We start from the raw sequence: 15,165 nt of genomic DNA on the forward strand, positions 1-15,165 counted from the left end.
GCCTCACTCACCGCCCCGCATCCGGCGCACGAGCGAGAAGTTGAACAGCGCGAAGCCCGCCGAGAACAGGAAGAGCAGCCACGCGATGGCCGCCGCGTATCCGGCGTCGAACTCGCCGAACCCCTTCTCGTACAAGTACATGGCGAGCGTCTGGAACTGCCGGTCGGCGCCGCCGGTCCCGTTGGTGCCGGTGTCGTCGAACAGCTGCGGTTCGGCGAACAGCTGCAGCCCGCCGATGGTCGAGACGACGACGGTGAAGGCGATCGTCGGCCGGATCGCGGGGACGGTGATCGACCAGAACGTCCGCCAGCGCGAGGCGCCGTCGAGCATGGCGGCGTCGTAGCGCTCCTGCGGCACGGACTGCATGGCCGCGAGGTAGAGCAGCGCGTTGTAGCCGGTCCAGCGCCACATCACCATCACGCTCACCGCGACGTGCGAGGCGAACCTGTCCGAACGCCAGTCCACCGGGTCGAGCCCCACCAGGCCCAGCGCCCAGTTGACGACGCCGTAATCCTCGGCGAAGAGCTGGCTGAACACCAGCGCCACCGCGACCACCGAGACGACGTTCGGCAACAGCACACTGGCCCGCCACAGGGTCCGCGCGCGCAAGGGACGGTCGAGCAGCGCGGCGAGCCCGAGCGCGGCCAGCAGCTGCGGGACCGTCGACAGGACGAAGATGCTGACCGTGTTGAAGAGCGCGTTGTAGAAATGCGCGTCCTGGAGCAACACGGCGAAGTTGCCGAGCCCGGTGAACCCGGTGTCGCCGTTGATCAGATGCCAGTGGTGCAGCGCCACCCAAGCGGTGTAGAGCAGCGGGAAGAGGCCGAAAACGCCGAACAGGACGTAGAACGGCGCTGTCATCAGGTATCCGGCGAGCCGCTCGCCCGTCCGCCTCAAACGATGATCACCTTGACGCCGGTCCGGGTGATTTCGTCGGCCACCCTGGGATCGACGCCGGTGTCGGTGATCAGGGTGTCGACGTCACAGAGGTCACCGAACCGGGCGAAGTGGTCGTTGCCGATCTTGGTGTGATCGGCCAGCAGCACCGAACGCCGCGCGGACGCGATGGCGGCGCGTTTGACCATCGCCTCGGCGGTGTCCGGTGTGGTGAGCCCCCGCTCGACGGAAAGTCCGTCGGCTCCGATGAAGGCGATGTCGACGTAGGTGTCCTTGAGGGCGTTGAGCGCCCAGCTGTCGACCGAGGCCATGGTGTGGCCTCGAAGTCTTCCGCCGACCAGCATCAGCGTGATGCCGGGCCGGTTGGCGAGCGCGGAGGCGATCGGCAGCGAAGGGGTGACCACGGTCAGCTCGCGGTCGGCGGGGATGAGGCTCGCCAGCCGTCCCATGGTGGTGCCCGCGTCCAGCAGGATCGCGCCCTCGGCGGGGATCTGGTCGAGCGCGGCGGCGGCGATCCGGTCCTTCTCCGTCGCCATCACGGTGTCACGGACGTCGAGACCAGGCTCGATGCCCAGCCGCTCGACCGGGATCGCTCCCCCGTGCACGCGCCGCAGCACCCCGCTGCGCTCCAGCGCCGTCAAGTCACGGCGGACCGTCTCGCTGGTGATCTCGAAAGCGGCCGCGAGCGTCGCCACGTCGACGCGGCCGTCCTGCCGGGCCTGCTTGAGAATGGCGCGTTGCCGCTCTTCGGCGTACAACGGTCACCTCCTGCCCTGGCGGATGAGCGGTCATGGCGACAATAGTTGCTTTCTCACCGGTCCGACAACGGAACCCCTCGGTAACCGGGAGCCTTCCGCGGCGCTCTGTCCATTGAGGACACAGCGCCGGGTGGACTTCAGCTCGGCATTGCCCGAATCGGCGGCGGGTTTGCCCCTTCGGTCAGTCCTCGTGATCAGAGGGACGACTCACGGACCTGTTGGGATTGCGTAGGTACCGAAGGCGCAGCCACGTTGCGAACGCCCCTTTCGCAACACACCCACACCCAAGACAGGCTCGTCTTACCCTCGCTGGACCCCGGATTCGCCACTCACCACCCCCCGTACCGGCGGTCCCGATGAACGAGACCCGGCGAACGGCGGATTTACAACGTTGTATCAACGATGTAAATCTGATCGCACCGGGCCAGGAAAGGGGAAACCCCATGTCAGTCCCCCGCCGCAACTTCCTCAAAGCCACCCTCGCGACAGGCCTCGCCGTCGGCGTCGGCACGCAAGCCACGGCCGAAGCCGCGGCCGCATCGCCCTATGTCGCGAACCGCGCGCCGCTCTTGCCCGCCCCGTTGTTGCGGCTCCCGCCCGGCTCGGCGCGGGCAGGCGGCTGGCTGGCCACACAGCTCCGCAAGCAGCTCGACGGCCTCAACGGCCGCTATCAGGAGGTCTCGCACTACCTCGCGTTCGACAACACCGGCTGGACGCGGCCCGAGCTGAAGGGCTGGGAGGAGGTTCCGTACTGGCTGCGCGGCTACGGCGACCTCGGCTACGTCACCGGCGACGCCCGCGTCTTGGCCGACACGCGCCGCTGGATCGGCGCCGTCCTCGCCACCCAGGCCCCGGACGGCTTCTTCGGGCCGTCCGAGCTGCGCACCCGTCAAGCAGGCCACGCGGACCTGTGGCCGCACATGCCGATGCTGCACGCGCTGCGTTCGTACGAGGAGTACACAAAGGACGCTCGCGTGGTCCCGTTCCTCAGCCGGTACTTCCGTTTCATGGCGGCACAACCGACATCCGTCTACACCGACGGCTGGGGCAACACCCGCTGGGCCGACACGATCGACGTCGTCTACTGGCTCTACAACCGCACCGGCGAGTCGTTCCTGCTGGACCTGGTCCGGACCATCCACCGCCACTCGGCGAACTGGGTGGACAACCTGCCCACCGGGCACAACGTCAACATCACCCAGGGCTTCCGCGAACCGGGCCAGTTCTGGGTCCTCTCCGGCGATCCGGCTCATCGTGCGAGCGCCTACGCGAACTACGACCGGATCCAGGGCCGCTACGGCCAGTTCCCGGGCGGCGGTTTCGCCGGCGACGAGAACGTCCGCCCCGGCTACGACGATCCGCGGCAGGGCTTCGAAACCTGCGGGATCGTCGAGTACATGATGAGCCACGAGATCCTCGCCAGGACGACCGGCGATCCCGTCTGGGCCGACCGCGTCGAGGAACTCGCCTTCAATCTGCTCCCCGCCGCGCTGGACCCGGCGGGCCGCGGCGTGCACTACGTGACGTCGGCGAACGGGATCCAGCTCGACAGGCAGCCGAAGACGTTGAGCCAGTTCGACAACGACTTCACCATGCAGGCGTACGAACCGGGTATCGACAACTATCGCTGCTGCCCGCACAACTACGGGATGGGCTGGCCGTACTACGTCGAGGAGATGTGGCAGGCCACGGCGGGCGGCGGGCTCTGCGCGATGCTGTACGGCGCGTCCACGGTGACCGCGAAGGTCGCCGACGGCACTCCGGTGACCATCACCGAAGCGACCACGTACCCGTTCTCGGACACCATCACGTTCACCTTCTCACTGCCGAAACCGACGGAATTCCCTTTCCAGGTCAGGATTCCCGGCTGGTGCCCGACACCGGCGCTGTCGGTGAACGGCGGCACGGTCGCCGTGAGCGGCGGCCCGCGCTACGAAACCGTCCGCCGCATCTGGCGGACCGGCGACCGGGTCACCCTGCGGCTGCCGATGGTCACCCGCACGCGGACCTGGGCGCGCAACCACGATTCCGTCTCGGTCGACCGCGGGCCGCTGACGTTCTCCCTCGCGATTCAGGAGAACTGGAGCCGGGTGGCGGGCGACGAACAGTGGCCGGTCCACGAGGTCCGGCCAGGATCCGCGTGGAACTACGGCCTGGTGCCGCAGGCCGCGTTCACGGTCGTCACGTCGGGCGGGAACGCGCTCGACCCGTTCACCCCGGCGAACAGCCCGGTCCGGCTCACCACCGACGCCCAGCGCATCGACGCGTGGCAGGCGAGCGAACAGAACGTGATCGACGAACTGGCCGACAGCCCGGTCGCCGTGACCACACCGGTCCAGCGCGTGACCCTGATCCCGATGGGCGCGGCGCGACTGCGGGTGACGTCGTTCCCGCGCACCGGCGGCTCCCGACCGTGGCGGAGCGGCTGGACGCGGATCGAGAACCGCAACTCCGGCAAGCTCCTCGGCGTCGACCGGATGTCCACGGCGGACTCGGCACAGGTCGTGCAGTTCCACGACAACGGCACCGCGGACCATCTGTGGCGCACCATCGACAACGGCGACGGCTGGTTCCGCGTCAAGAACCGCAACTCCGGCAAAGTCCTCGGCGTGGACCGGATGTCGACGGCGAACTCGGCGCGGGTCGTCCAGTTCGACGACAACGGCACCGCGGATCACCTCTGGCGGTTCCTGGACAACGGGGACGGCTGGTTCCGGCTCCAGAACCGCAATTCGAGCAAGGTCCTCGGCGTCGACCTCATGTCCACGGCGGACTCGGCGATCGTGGTTCAGTTCGACGACAACGGGACCGCGGATCACCTCTGGCGCCTGCTGGACTAAGCGCTGTTCCTGTGTCCTGAAGGCCACCTTTGAGACGATCAACGTCTCAAAGGTGACCTTCAGGACAGCCGAGCGGTCACTCCACGGTGACGGACTTCGCGAGGTTCCGCGGCTTGTCGATGTCGTGGCCGAGGATCAGCGCGGCGTGGTAGGCCAGCAATTGCAGCGGGATCGTGAGCAGGATCGGGTCGAGTTCCGGCTCCGAACGCGGGACCACGAACCGCGGCACGTCGAGGTCGCCGAAGTCGACGTCCTCGTGGGTGATCGCCAGGACCGGGCCCTTGCGCGCCTTGATCTGCTGCATCGCGGCGAGGTTGCGGTCGGCGAGGTCGTCGGACGGCACGATCGCGACCGTCGGCAGCGACTCGTCGATCAGGGCGAGCGGACCGTGCTTGAGTTCCGAGGTCTGGTAGGCCTCGGCGTGCCGGTACGAGATCTCCTTGAACTTCTGCGCGCCTTCCCGTGCCACCGGGAAACCCCGGACGCGGCCGATGAAGAACAGGCTCCGCGCGTCCGCGCAGGTCTTGGCGTGCTCGGCGATCTGCGACTCCGCCTCGACGATGGACGCGACCTGCTCGGGCAGCGCCCGGATGGCCGCGACGATCCGCTGTCCGTCCGCGTTGGACAGATCGCGGACCCGGCCCAGCGCCAGCGCGATCATCGCGAACCCGACGGCCATGTTGGTGAGCGCCTTGGTCGAGGCGACGGCGATCTCGGGCCCGGCGTGCAGGTACAGGCCGCCTTCGCAGGCCCGCGCGATCGTCGAGCCGACGACGTTGACGAGGCCGACCACCCGGCCGCCCTTGCGCTTGACCTCTTCGACGGCGAAAGCGGTGTCCGCGGTTTCGCCCGACTGGCTGACCGCGATGTAGAGCGTGTCCGCTTCGATGATGGGGTTGCGATAGCGGAACTCGGACGCGGCCTCCGCGTCGGCCGGGACGCGCGCCAGGTCCTCGATCATGGTCGCGCCGATCTGGCCGGCGTAGTACGCGGAGCCGCAGCCGAGGATCTTCACCCTGGCGAATCCGCGCAGGTCACGGGGAGTCAGGTTCAGACCGTCCAAACGGGACACACCGAACCGGTCGTCGAGGCGGCCCCGGATCATGCGCTCCAGGCATTCCGACTGCTCCTGGATCTCCTTGTACATGTAGTGCCGGTGGCCTCCGAGGTCGAGGTCGTCGGCCTTGATGTCGATCGCGGTCGCGGCCTTGCCGGTGTCGCTCTCGTCGACGGTGAAGGTGCGGTAGCCCGTGGCCGAGACGCTGGCGAACTCGCCGTCGTCGAGGTGCACCACCTGCGAGGTGTGCCGGACCAGCGCGGACAGGTCGCTGGCCACGAACATCTCGCGGTCGCCGACGCCGATGATCAGCGGCGAACCGTTGCGCGCGACCACGACGCGGTCGGGGTGCTCGGCGTCGGTCACCGCGATCGCGTAGGTGCCGGTGACGCGGGAAACGGCCTCGACGACGGCGTCTTCGAGGGTCTTCGCGCCCGACCTCGCGATGAGGTGGGCGAGCACCTCGGTGTCGGTCTCGGAGGTCAACGTCACCCCGGCCTGGCCGAGTTGCTCGCGCAGGCTGTCGGCGTTGTCGATGATCCCGTTGTGCACCACGGAGATCCGGCCGTCCTCGGAGACGTGCGGATGGGCGTTCGCCTCGGTCGCCGGGCCGTGCGTCGCCCACCTCGTGTGCCCGATGCCGACCTTGCCCGCGAGCCGTTTGGGCAGGGCCGCCGTCAGGTTCCGCACCCGCCCCACGATCCGGTGCACCTGAGCGCCTTTACCGCCAAGGACGGAGATCCCGGCCGAGTCGTAGCCGCGGTATTCCAGCCGCGTGAGCCCCTCGATCAGGATCGGGGCGGCGTTCTGGCCGCCGATGTAGCCGACGATTCCGCACATGACGAGTCAACCTCACAAAAGAAAACGGACGAATGGCACGCGAAGACCGGGCGTGCTCCGTCAGCCGTAGACGATGCGGCGCAGTTGCCGCTCGGACAGTTCGGGAGGCGCGACGAGCCGCGCGCCCAGTTCACCGGCGATGAGGGGGAAGATCTCGGGGTTCTTCCTGCCTTCGCCCTGCAACCGGGCGTGCCGCGACCGGACGTACTGCTCGACCGGCTGCCGGTAGAACGCCAGGACGTCCTCGACGACACGGGCGGCGATGGCCGTCGACAGACCCGTCGACAGGGCCACCTGCTCGACGATGTCCGCGTCCTCCACGCTCCCATCATGCACAGCGAGGCCTTGAAGCGCCAGTTCTTGCCCGAAATCGGGCAAGAACTGGCGTCTCGCTGAGATCAGTCGCCTCGGATCGCCGCCACGAGTCCGGTGACGAGGTTCGCCCGCTCCATCATCGACCCCACCAGCAGGTACTCGTGATCCGCGTGCGCGCCGCCGCCGACGGCGCCCAGCCCATCGAGCGTCGGCACGCCGACAGCGGCCGTGAGGTTGCCGTCACTCCCGCCGCCGACGGCGACACCGGCGACGCCGGGCAGCAGCCGTTCCGCCACCGCGAAGAGGTCCGCGGCGGCGGACTCGGGCATCGGGGGACGGTGGATCCCGCCTCGCACCACGACTTCCGCCCCGTCGAGACGCGGGGTCAGCGCGGCGAAACCCGCTTCGACGCGCTCCTTCTCCGCGGCGGACTCGACACGGACGTCGACCACGACGGTCGCGGAGGCGGGAACGACGTTGCTCGCCGTTCCCGCCGAGGCGACGGTGGGAGTGACGCTCGTCCCCACCTCGGGCCGGTCGAGCGCGACGATGGCCAGCACCTGATGCGCGGCCTCGGTCAGCGCGTTGATCCCGGCCTCGGGCTCGAGGCCTGCGTGCGACGCCCGACCGGTGATGACGACCTCGAAAGTGCCGCATCCCTTGCGGCCGATCTTGAGACCGCCGCCGTCGGCCGCTCCCTCGAACACGAGCACCGAGCCGCACGCGCGGGCGCGTTCCTCGATGAGCGCCCGGGATTCGTGCGAGCCCGTTTCCTCGTCGGCCGTCACCAGGATCTCGACACCGGTCAGGTCCTCGAGCGCCGCCAGACCGTGGATCGCCTGCACCAGCCCGCCGAGCATGTCGAACACCCCGGGGCCGGTCACCCTGCCGTCGGATACGGCGAACGGGCGGCGGGCCAGCGTGCCGATCGGGAACACGGTGTCGTGATGCCCCAGGATCAGGATGCGAGGCTCACCGCCGCCGGACCACCGGACGTGCGGCCCCGCCGCGCTCTCCACCAGACTCGCCGTACCGCCGAGGCGGGTCTCGACGAGGGCGGCGACAGCCTGGGCCGAGACCGTCAAAGCCTCGAGATCACCGGAAGGCGACTCGATTTCGACGAGTGTCCTGAGGTCTTCGATCATCGCGTCCACAGTCATCTCGCCACTTTCGCGCAAGCGCCCTCACGCCACTCCGGCGGGGACGGTCTCGTCCTCGCTCAGCCGCTCGGTTTTGGTCCAGCTGTTGCGACGGGCCAGCACGCGGAAGAGCGCCCGCCAGGTGGCGATCACGCCCAGCACCAGGAATCCCGGATAGAGAAGGCCCGCGAGCAGGCATCGGTGGAACGGTTCCTCACCGAGGCGCAGCCGGTGCACGATCGCCCACACCACACCGGGGACCAGCAACACGACCGCGCCGATCAGGGCCGCGCCCGGCAACGCCGACGGCGGCGCGATCAGCCCGCCCAAGGTGACGCCCGACCAGGAAGCGACGAGCGTGCCCACGAACAACAGCGAAACCACCAAGGACAACGGGACCGTCAACCAAGGCGTCACGAGATAAGCGAGGAAGTCCAGGAGGCCGATACTGCCCACGTGACGCGAAGCCAGCAATTCCCGCAAATGCCTTGCGCATTGCAAATTGCCCTGCGCCCACCGAGTGCGTTGCCGCAGCAACCTGCGCAGATCGACGAGACCTTGCTGGGTGACCCACGCCGATTTCACATAGCGCATCCGAATACCGGCGACATGCAGCCTCAGTCCGAGTTCGAGATCCTCCACCAGACAGTCCGACCAGGGGGCGGGATCGAAACGGCGCAGCACGACCAGTCTCGTGAATTGCCCGTTTCCGCCCATTCCGACACTGCCCGCGAGATCGCGCAGGCTTTGTGACGCGTCGGCGACCGCGCCGAACTCCAAATCCTGCAGCAAGGCGAGAATGCTGCGGCGATTGTGAATACGCACCCGGCATTGCACGGCACCCACCCCTCGGTCGCCGAACACGTCGGCCACCTCGCGCAGCATGCCCGGGCTGCCCCGGCCGTCTCCGTCGATGATGCCGACGATCGTCCTCGGCACGCTTCCCTCGGCCTCGCACAACCGGCGGATGTAGCGGTAGCCGGCGTTCAACGCCTCACCCTTGCCCTGGCGGGCGTGCGGGAGCTCACGGCGCAGGACGTGCAGACGCGGGTCTGCCACCTCGCGCAGGACGGCGGGAGTGCCGTCGTCCGAGCCGTCGTCGATGACCAGGACACGGACCGGATTCCTTGTCGTACCAAGCGAAAGAGCGTTTCGGACGGTGTTGCCGACCACCCGTTCCTCGTTGAGCGCCGGGATGACGATCCAGAACTCCAGCCCCTCCCCGCGCGCGGCCACCGCCCGGCGCGGGCGCCCGGTACGCCACGCGAACGCCGCGAGCAGGATGTTGTGCGTCGGCCACCACAGGAGCAACAGCATCATGGTCGCGGCGAAGGCGGGGTTCGTCATGGGAGGGCGGTTCAGTCCTTCAAACGAAGGTGCAGCGAACGCGCCATGAGCAGCAGGGCGATCGCGCCGATCACCATCGCGAGCACGGTGCTCACCGTCGCGCCTGCCATCGTCGCGCCGATTCCGAGCGCGGAAACCTTGACCGGGCCCACCGGCACCATCGACATGTCATTCCTCGGGGACGGAGGGCGCCACTAACGTCTACTCACAGTTTTCACACCGTGAGCTTCGGGTCACCCTGGGAAGCGATATTCAGCCTTTCGGGTGGGTACAGTACCCCGTCTGTGTTAACGTTCGCGGGCGACGATCCCCCGTAAAGGTGACCATCAGTTAGTGATCCTCGCCTCACCTACCACTCCTTCGTGACTTCAACGACGAATTCACGCCGTATCAAAGCGCGAACCCGGAAGAAGGATCAGGTGCGTAACGCACAGAACGAGACCGACGTCATGCCCGAAATCTGGCTGGTCGCGGGAACCCGCCCGGAAGCCGTGAAACTGGCTCCGGTGGCGAGGGCATTGGCTTCCGAAGGCCGGATGCGGCCCGTGGTCATCGCCACGGGACAGCATCCCGAAATGGTCGACCAGGCCTTGGCGACCTTCGGCTTGACGGCGGATGAACGGTTGACGCTGAATCGGCGAACGGGTTCCCAGCCGGAGCTCCTTTCCGGACTCCTGACGGGGCTGGAAGAAGTGGCCGAGCGGCGGCCGCCCGCCGCGGTGGTCGTCCAGGGCGACACGACGACGACCTTGGCCGGAGCGCTGGCCGCGTTCTGGCGGCGCGTCCCCGTCGCGCACCTCGAGGCGGGCCTGCGCTCGTTCGACCTGGGAGCGCCGTTTCCCGAGGAGCTCAACCGGAAACTGGTGACCCAGGCGGCCGCGCTCCACCTCGCGCCGACCCCCGACGCCGCCGCGAATCTGCGAGCCGAAGGGGTGCCCGAGAGGAACGTCCTCGTCGCGGGGAACACCGTCGTCGACGCGATCCTCACGGTGACGGACAAATCCACCACGGTGCACGATCCCGAATTGGCGACGCTGCTCGAAAACGCGACCCGCGGCGCGGTCAAACTGATGCTGGTCACCCTGCACCGCCGCGAATCCTGGGGCGAGCCGATGCGCCGTGTCCTGCGCTCGGTCGCCGAGCTGATGGCCACGGATCCGGAACTGCGGGTGGTGCTTCCCGCGCATCCGAATCCCGAAGTACGCCGCCTGGTCCGCGAGGAACTGGGCTCGACGCCGGGCGTGCTGATCACCGGTCCGCTGCCCTATCCCGAGCTGGCGGCGACCCTGGCCGCCAGCACCCTGGTGCTCTCCGATTCGGGCGGTATCCAGGAAGAAGCCCCGACCTTCGGTGTCCCGGTGCTGGTGCTCCGCGACGTCACCGAGCGCATGGAGGCGGTGAACGCCGGCTGCGCGCTGCTCGTCGGCACGGACCCCGACCGGATCCTCCCTGCCGCGAAACGGCTGCTGAACGACCCGGCGGCGCGCACTCGGATGATGAGCAGCGGCAACCCTTTCGGCGACGGTGCCGCCGCGGAACGGACCGAGCAGGCGCTCGCCCATCTGCTGGGACTGGCCCCCGACCTGCCCGCCCCGTTCCGGCCCGCCGCCGCGAGCGATCTGGCCGAGGTCTGACCCGATGACGAAGGACAAGGGCACGCAACGTTTTCGCCTGCCCGCTTGGTTCCGGCTCGCCGTCGCCGCGGTCGTCGCGATCACCGTCGCCGTGATCGTCCTGGTCCAGGTCACCGAGAAGACTCCGGTCATGGCGTCGCCGCCCGCCACGCCGGTGTCGCTCGCCAGTCGCGGCCTCGAAGCGGGCAAGGCGGGCCTGCCGGGCCCCGGCGGCGATCCGGACCGGCGGACCCTCGTGCTCTACGACGACGGGCGGAAGAAGGACGGGTCCGTTTCCCCGCCCGACGAGGTCAAGACGGCCGAGGCGTACGCGATGTTCACCGCGAACCTCGTTTCCCGGGGTACCGCTTGGACGATGCAGCCCGCCGCCGACTACCGGCCACGGCAGGCGGACGAGTTCCAGGCCATCGTGTATCTCGGCTCGGTCTACGACGCGTCCTTGCCGAAGGCGTTCCTGAACGATGTCACCACGGCTCGCGTCCCCGTGGTCTGGATCGGTGCCAACATCTGGCAGTTGCGCGCCGTCCCCGACTGGCGCGTGGAGGGCTATCGCGACGACAACCCCACCACCGTCACCTACAAGGGCACTCCCCTGCGCCGCGATCCCCGTTCGGGCACCGGGGTCGCCGCGATCGACGTCCGTGATCGGACCAAGGTCCAGATCCTGGCCAAGGCGAGCGCCCCGGGCGGCACACCGTCGCCCTGGGCGGTCCATTCAGGACAGTTGACGTACGTGGCCGAGGTTCCTTACGCGTACGCGGGAGCGCAGGATCGCTACCTCGCCGCGGCCGACATCCTGCTGGGCGTCCTGTCGCCACAGGCACCGGACAGGCACCGCGCACTGATCCGGCTCGAAGACGTCGGCCCGCGGACGAAGCCGGAGGAACTCCGCCGGGTCACGGACTTCCTCATCCGGCAGCGGATCCCGTTCTCCCTCGCGGTCTACCCGTACTACTCGGATCCGCGGGGCCGGGCCAACGACGGCGATCCGACCTCCGCGCGGCTGGTGGACTCGCCGGAACTGGTCGGCGTGCTCAAGGACGCCGTCCAGGCGGGCGCGACGCTGGTCATGCACGGCTACAGCCACCAGAGCGACAGCGGCCCGAACCCGTACGACGGGGTGAGCGCGAGCGATTTCGAGTTCTACAAGTCCAGTCTCGACGGCGAAGGCGTCGTACGCATGGACGGGCCGATGCCCGAGGACTCGGCGCGATGGTTCGACGAGCGCATCGCGACCGGCCTCGGGGAGTTCCGGCGAGTGGGGCTGCCGGAGCCGACGATGTTCGAGTTCCCGCACTACGGCGGTTCCGCCGTGGACTACCAGCAGACCACCGGGATCTTCCAGGCACGCTACGACCGCGGCAGCTACTACGCGGGCTTCTGCCCCGGCGGCCGCTGCGGCTCGACGGCCACGGCGACTTCGGAACAGGTGTACGGCCAGTTCTTCCCGTACCCGGTGCGCGACGTCTACGGCGCGAACGTCGTCCCCGAGAACATCGGCAACGTGGCGCCGATCGCGTTCAACCAGCACGCCGCCCGCACCGCCGTCGACATGCTCGCCGACGCGCAGAGCGCGCTCGTCGTCCGGGACAACGTCGCCAGCTTCTTCTACCACCCGTTCCTCGGCGAGGACGGCCTGCGAGATCTGGTGAACTCGTTGCGAGCGCAGGGGTACCGCTTCGCCACACCCGCGGAGATCCTCGGCGACCAGTGACATTCGAGTGCGGCATCCAGTCACGTGAGTTCCGTGTCTGATCACGCGAGTCACGTCTCCGATCACGTGAGTCACGCCTTCGGCAGGGCATTCACTTCTGCCTCGGCGCCCCGCTGGCGCGGCCTCGCGGGTCTGCGGCTCGAGTTCGCCTGACGGGGCGGAAAGTCCGGTTCTCGACCTTAGACGGTTGCCGTCCGCCACCGGACTGCAACATGCTGTGCGCCGACCCGGTCTCGGTGGGGGTGCCCTATGTACCAGGAAACCAAGGAGCCCAGCACAAGGCGAGCGGTACCGGACGCCGTCCGGTCCGGCCCGTTCCATCGCGCGCTCTCGGAAGCGGTGGACCTTCGCGGCCTTTCCCTGTCCCGGATCCGGGCGCATCTGTCGGCACGCGGGGTCTCCGTGGCCGAATCGACCCTGAGCTACTGGCAGCGCGGGCTCCGGCATCCCTCGACGCCACGATCGCTCGAAATCGTCCGCGCGCTCGAAGCGGTGCTGGGCCTGCCCGCGGACAGCCTGGTCGTCCTGATCGGCCCGCAGCGGCGGCCCCCCGGCGACGGCGACCGCAGGCCCTCGCTACCGGAACTGCGGCAGAGCTGGGCCGAAACCTGCTCGCTGCTGGACGAACTGAGCGAGTCACCCGGCGCGGTGGGCAACGCGAAGCTCGACGTCGTGACCGTCGTCGACGTGCTGACCATGACCGCGCAAGGGCGGATCTCGGAGATCACCTCGACCATGGTGGTGCGGGCCCGGGAGCCCGGCGCGGACGGTTTCGTGGTGACCCATCAGGACGAACCCGGCACCGACATGGAGGCCACGACGGTCTCCGCCACCGATGGCTGCCGAAGAGGCAGGGTGCGCCGAAGCGCGTTGTCGCCGGGGATGGTTTTCGAGCTCCTCTTCGATCGTGGCCTGGCCGAGGGCGAGACGTACACCTTCGCGTTCACCCTGCGCCTGGCGGCGTCGGTCCGTTCGACCTGCTTCCACCGGACGGTGCGGTCTCGTATGTCGGCGTACCTGCTCAGGATGCGTTTCGACGCCGACGCGATCCCCGCCCGGTGCGTCAAAACCGTGCGGGAGCGCGAAGAACTCGACCCCGTGATCAGCGAGCCGCTGCATCCGGGGCCGGGTGCGACGGTCAGCGCCTACTTCGAGGACCTCGGCGTCGGGATAGCGGGGATCGACCTCATCTGGGAGTGAGGCGGCGTTTGTGCCACACCACGAACAGCACGAGTCCCGTCCCGGCGACCCCGGCGGCGATCAGGCCGGCCACGATCGAGACGGGCAGGCCGGTGTCGGCGGGCAGGGGCACCGCCTGCGCGAAGCCGATCCCGCGATCGCGCTGATAGTCCGATCCCGGCAGCTTGTCGGCGTAGCGGCCGTGTACTTCCCGCTGGTACTCGGAAAGCGGGACGAGCTTCCCGACCGGCGACTGCGGCAGGCTCGCCTGCAGGAGCACCACGCCGTCGGGGCCCAGTTCGTACCAGCCGTTGATCTGGGGCTCGTTGAGCAGGACCGAACCGGGTTTGAGCCGTCCGCTCAGGGTTTCTTCGTCGTTCCCGGAGAACACGCTCGCCGCGACCCACTTCCCCGGGCTTTCCGGCATCGCCTGCAGTGTGGCCTTCTGACCGGAATCCGCGGTGGCCGTCACGGCGACGGATCTCAGCACACCGGCCGGTGCCCCGGCGATGCCCCTGACGAAATCGGGATTGAGGGTGTAGACCGCGAAACCCTTCTCCCCCATGGTGATCTGCTGCGGTTCGATATGGTCGACCTGCCGGAAGTTCGATTTCGCGAGACCGATCGCGTCCGGCTGACCGGCCACGCGCACGGCGGCCGCGAGTTCGTCGGCCGAGGGCGGGACGACTCCCTCACCGGCCGCGGCGGGCAGTGTGGCGGGCAGCAGCGTCGCGACCGCCACCACGAAACAACCGGCGAACTTCCGGCAGATCTTGTCCATGACCGCTTGTCAGCCCTTCCGGATGTTGACGATGGTGTCGTTCCAGCGGAACTGGCCGTTGCTGCGGTACTGGTTGTAGTTCCAGGTCTGGTAGCGCTGGTAAGTCGGCCACGGGTCGCCGACCATGATCGACTGGTTCGCCGAGTCGTAGCCGTAGATGACCTCGGCGTGGCCGCCGCCGGAGGTCCAGTAGATCCCCGTCAGGTTCAGGATCCCGGCGTCGACCTGGCTGACGACCGAGTTGAACCCGATGGGCCCGCCCGCGTCCTGCGCGGAGAAGCCGGTACCGCGGAAACCGCGCACGATCTCGGGGATCTGGGCCGCCTGGTTCGGGCAGTACCCGGCCGACGTCCCCTTGCCCGCCGCGCAGAACTGGGCCTGCGTGGCGGTGCCGCCCTGCGACCGCTCGATGCTCGAACCGTCCGCGGCCCAGCACCACTGGTTCTGCTGCTGCACCTGCTGGGTGTAGTTCAGCTGCTTGGAGGCGGCCGTCGCGGCGACCGTCATCGCGGTCCCCGCCACCGGCGCGATTTCCCGCACCTGGGTGTGGGTCTGGGTCTGGATCAGGCCGTTCGGCCGGTCTCCGCCGGCGCCGGGCTGCGCGAGGGCGGTGGCGGGCAACATGCCGAGCACCAACACGGCGGCTCCGGTCGCCAGTACGGCG

Annotated in this window: 13 protein-coding genes; 4 read left to right on the plus strand and 9 right to left on the minus strand. The window is 68.7% G+C overall.

Annotated elements, in window-relative coordinates:
- Window positions 1-3: 3 nt before the first annotated feature.
- Window positions 4-897: a carbohydrate ABC transporter permease gene (locus HDA45_RS06005; protein ID WP_246480625.1), complete on the minus strand. Its 894-nt coding sequence runs from the start codon at window positions 895-897 to the stop codon at window positions 4-6.
- The gene (locus tag HDA45_RS06010) at window positions 894-1,655 is read right to left on the minus strand and encodes a DeoR/GlpR family DNA-binding transcription regulator (RefSeq protein ID WP_184892640.1); all 762 of its coding nucleotides are present in this window, start codon (window positions 1,653-1,655) and stop codon (window positions 894-896) included. Before HDA45_RS06010 ends, HDA45_RS06005 begins: the two co-directional genes overlap by 4 nt.
- A 443-nt stretch (window positions 1,656-2,098) precedes the next feature.
- Between HDA45_RS06010 and HDA45_RS06015 the strand changes: the two genes are divergently transcribed.
- The gene (locus HDA45_RS06015) at window positions 2,099-4,495 is read left to right on the plus strand and encodes a beta-L-arabinofuranosidase domain-containing protein (RefSeq protein WP_184892642.1); all 2,397 of its coding nucleotides are present in this window, start codon (window positions 2,099-2,101) and stop codon (window positions 4,493-4,495) included.
- A gap of 76 nt (window positions 4,496-4,571) precedes the next feature.
- Here HDA45_RS06015 and glmS read toward each other — a convergent pair whose 3' ends face one another.
- The 5 genes from glmS to HDA45_RS06040 form a co-directional block, all read right to left on the minus strand.
- The gene (glmS, locus tag HDA45_RS06020; RefSeq protein ID WP_184892644.1) at window positions 4,572-6,392 is read right to left on the minus strand and encodes a glutamine--fructose-6-phosphate transaminase (isomerizing); all 1,821 of its coding nucleotides are present in this window, start codon (window positions 6,390-6,392) and stop codon (window positions 4,572-4,574) included.
- Between the two features lie 60 nt (window positions 6,393-6,452).
- Complete coding sequence (locus HDA45_RS06025; protein WP_184892646.1) at window positions 6,453-6,713, minus strand: hypothetical protein; 261 nt, start codon at window positions 6,711-6,713, stop codon at window positions 6,453-6,455.
- Window positions 6,714-6,790: 77 nt separating this feature from the next.
- Window positions 6,791-7,867, minus strand: coding sequence for a M20 family metallopeptidase (locus HDA45_RS06030; protein WP_184892648.1), 1,077 nt, complete (start codon window positions 7,865-7,867; stop codon window positions 6,791-6,793).
- Between the two features lie 24 nt (window positions 7,868-7,891).
- A complete protein-coding gene (locus HDA45_RS06035; RefSeq protein ID WP_184892650.1) occupies window positions 7,892-9,193 on the minus strand; it encodes a glycosyltransferase family 2 protein in 1,302 nt (433 codons plus the stop codon).
- 11 nt (window positions 9,194-9,204) lie between these two features.
- Entirely contained in the window at window positions 9,205-9,360 is a 156-nt protein-coding gene (locus HDA45_RS06040) for a hypothetical protein (RefSeq protein ID WP_168214352.1), read from the minus strand.
- Window positions 9,361-9,612: 252 nt separating this feature from the next.
- Between HDA45_RS06040 and wecB the strand changes: the two genes are divergently transcribed.
- The 3 genes from wecB (at window position 9,613) to HDA45_RS06055 (ending at window position 13,741) form a co-directional block, all read left to right on the plus strand.
- Complete coding sequence (gene wecB / locus HDA45_RS06045; RefSeq protein ID WP_184892652.1) at window positions 9,613-10,827, plus strand: non-hydrolyzing UDP-N-acetylglucosamine 2-epimerase; 1,215 nt, start codon at window positions 9,613-9,615, stop codon at window positions 10,825-10,827.
- A 4-nt stretch (window positions 10,828-10,831) separates the two neighbouring features.
- Window positions 10,832-12,541, plus strand: a complete 1,710-nt coding sequence (locus tag HDA45_RS06050; RefSeq protein ID WP_184892654.1) for a DUF2334 domain-containing protein — start codon at window positions 10,832-10,834, stop codon at window positions 12,539-12,541.
- 249 nt (window positions 12,542-12,790) lie between these two features.
- Window positions 12,791-13,741, plus strand: coding sequence for an XRE family transcriptional regulator (locus HDA45_RS06055; protein ID WP_184892656.1), 951 nt, complete (start codon window positions 12,791-12,793; stop codon window positions 13,739-13,741).
- Here the strand turns inward: HDA45_RS06055 and HDA45_RS06060 are convergent.
- Window positions 13,728-14,501, minus strand: coding sequence for a type 1 periplasmic-binding domain-containing protein (locus HDA45_RS06060; protein WP_184892658.1), 774 nt, complete (start codon window positions 14,499-14,501; stop codon window positions 13,728-13,730). The genes HDA45_RS06055 and HDA45_RS06060 overlap by 14 nt on opposite strands.
- 9 nt (window positions 14,502-14,510) lie before the next feature.
- Window positions 14,511-15,125, minus strand: a complete 615-nt coding sequence (locus HDA45_RS06065; RefSeq protein WP_246481120.1) for a papain-like cysteine protease family protein — start codon at window positions 15,123-15,125, stop codon at window positions 14,511-14,513.
- Window positions 15,126-15,165: the final 40 nt, after the last annotated feature.

It is taken from the genome of Amycolatopsis umgeniensis, from assembly GCF_014205155.1.
Taxonomy (GTDB): domain Bacteria; phylum Actinomycetota; class Actinomycetes; order Mycobacteriales; family Pseudonocardiaceae; genus Amycolatopsis; species Amycolatopsis umgeniensis.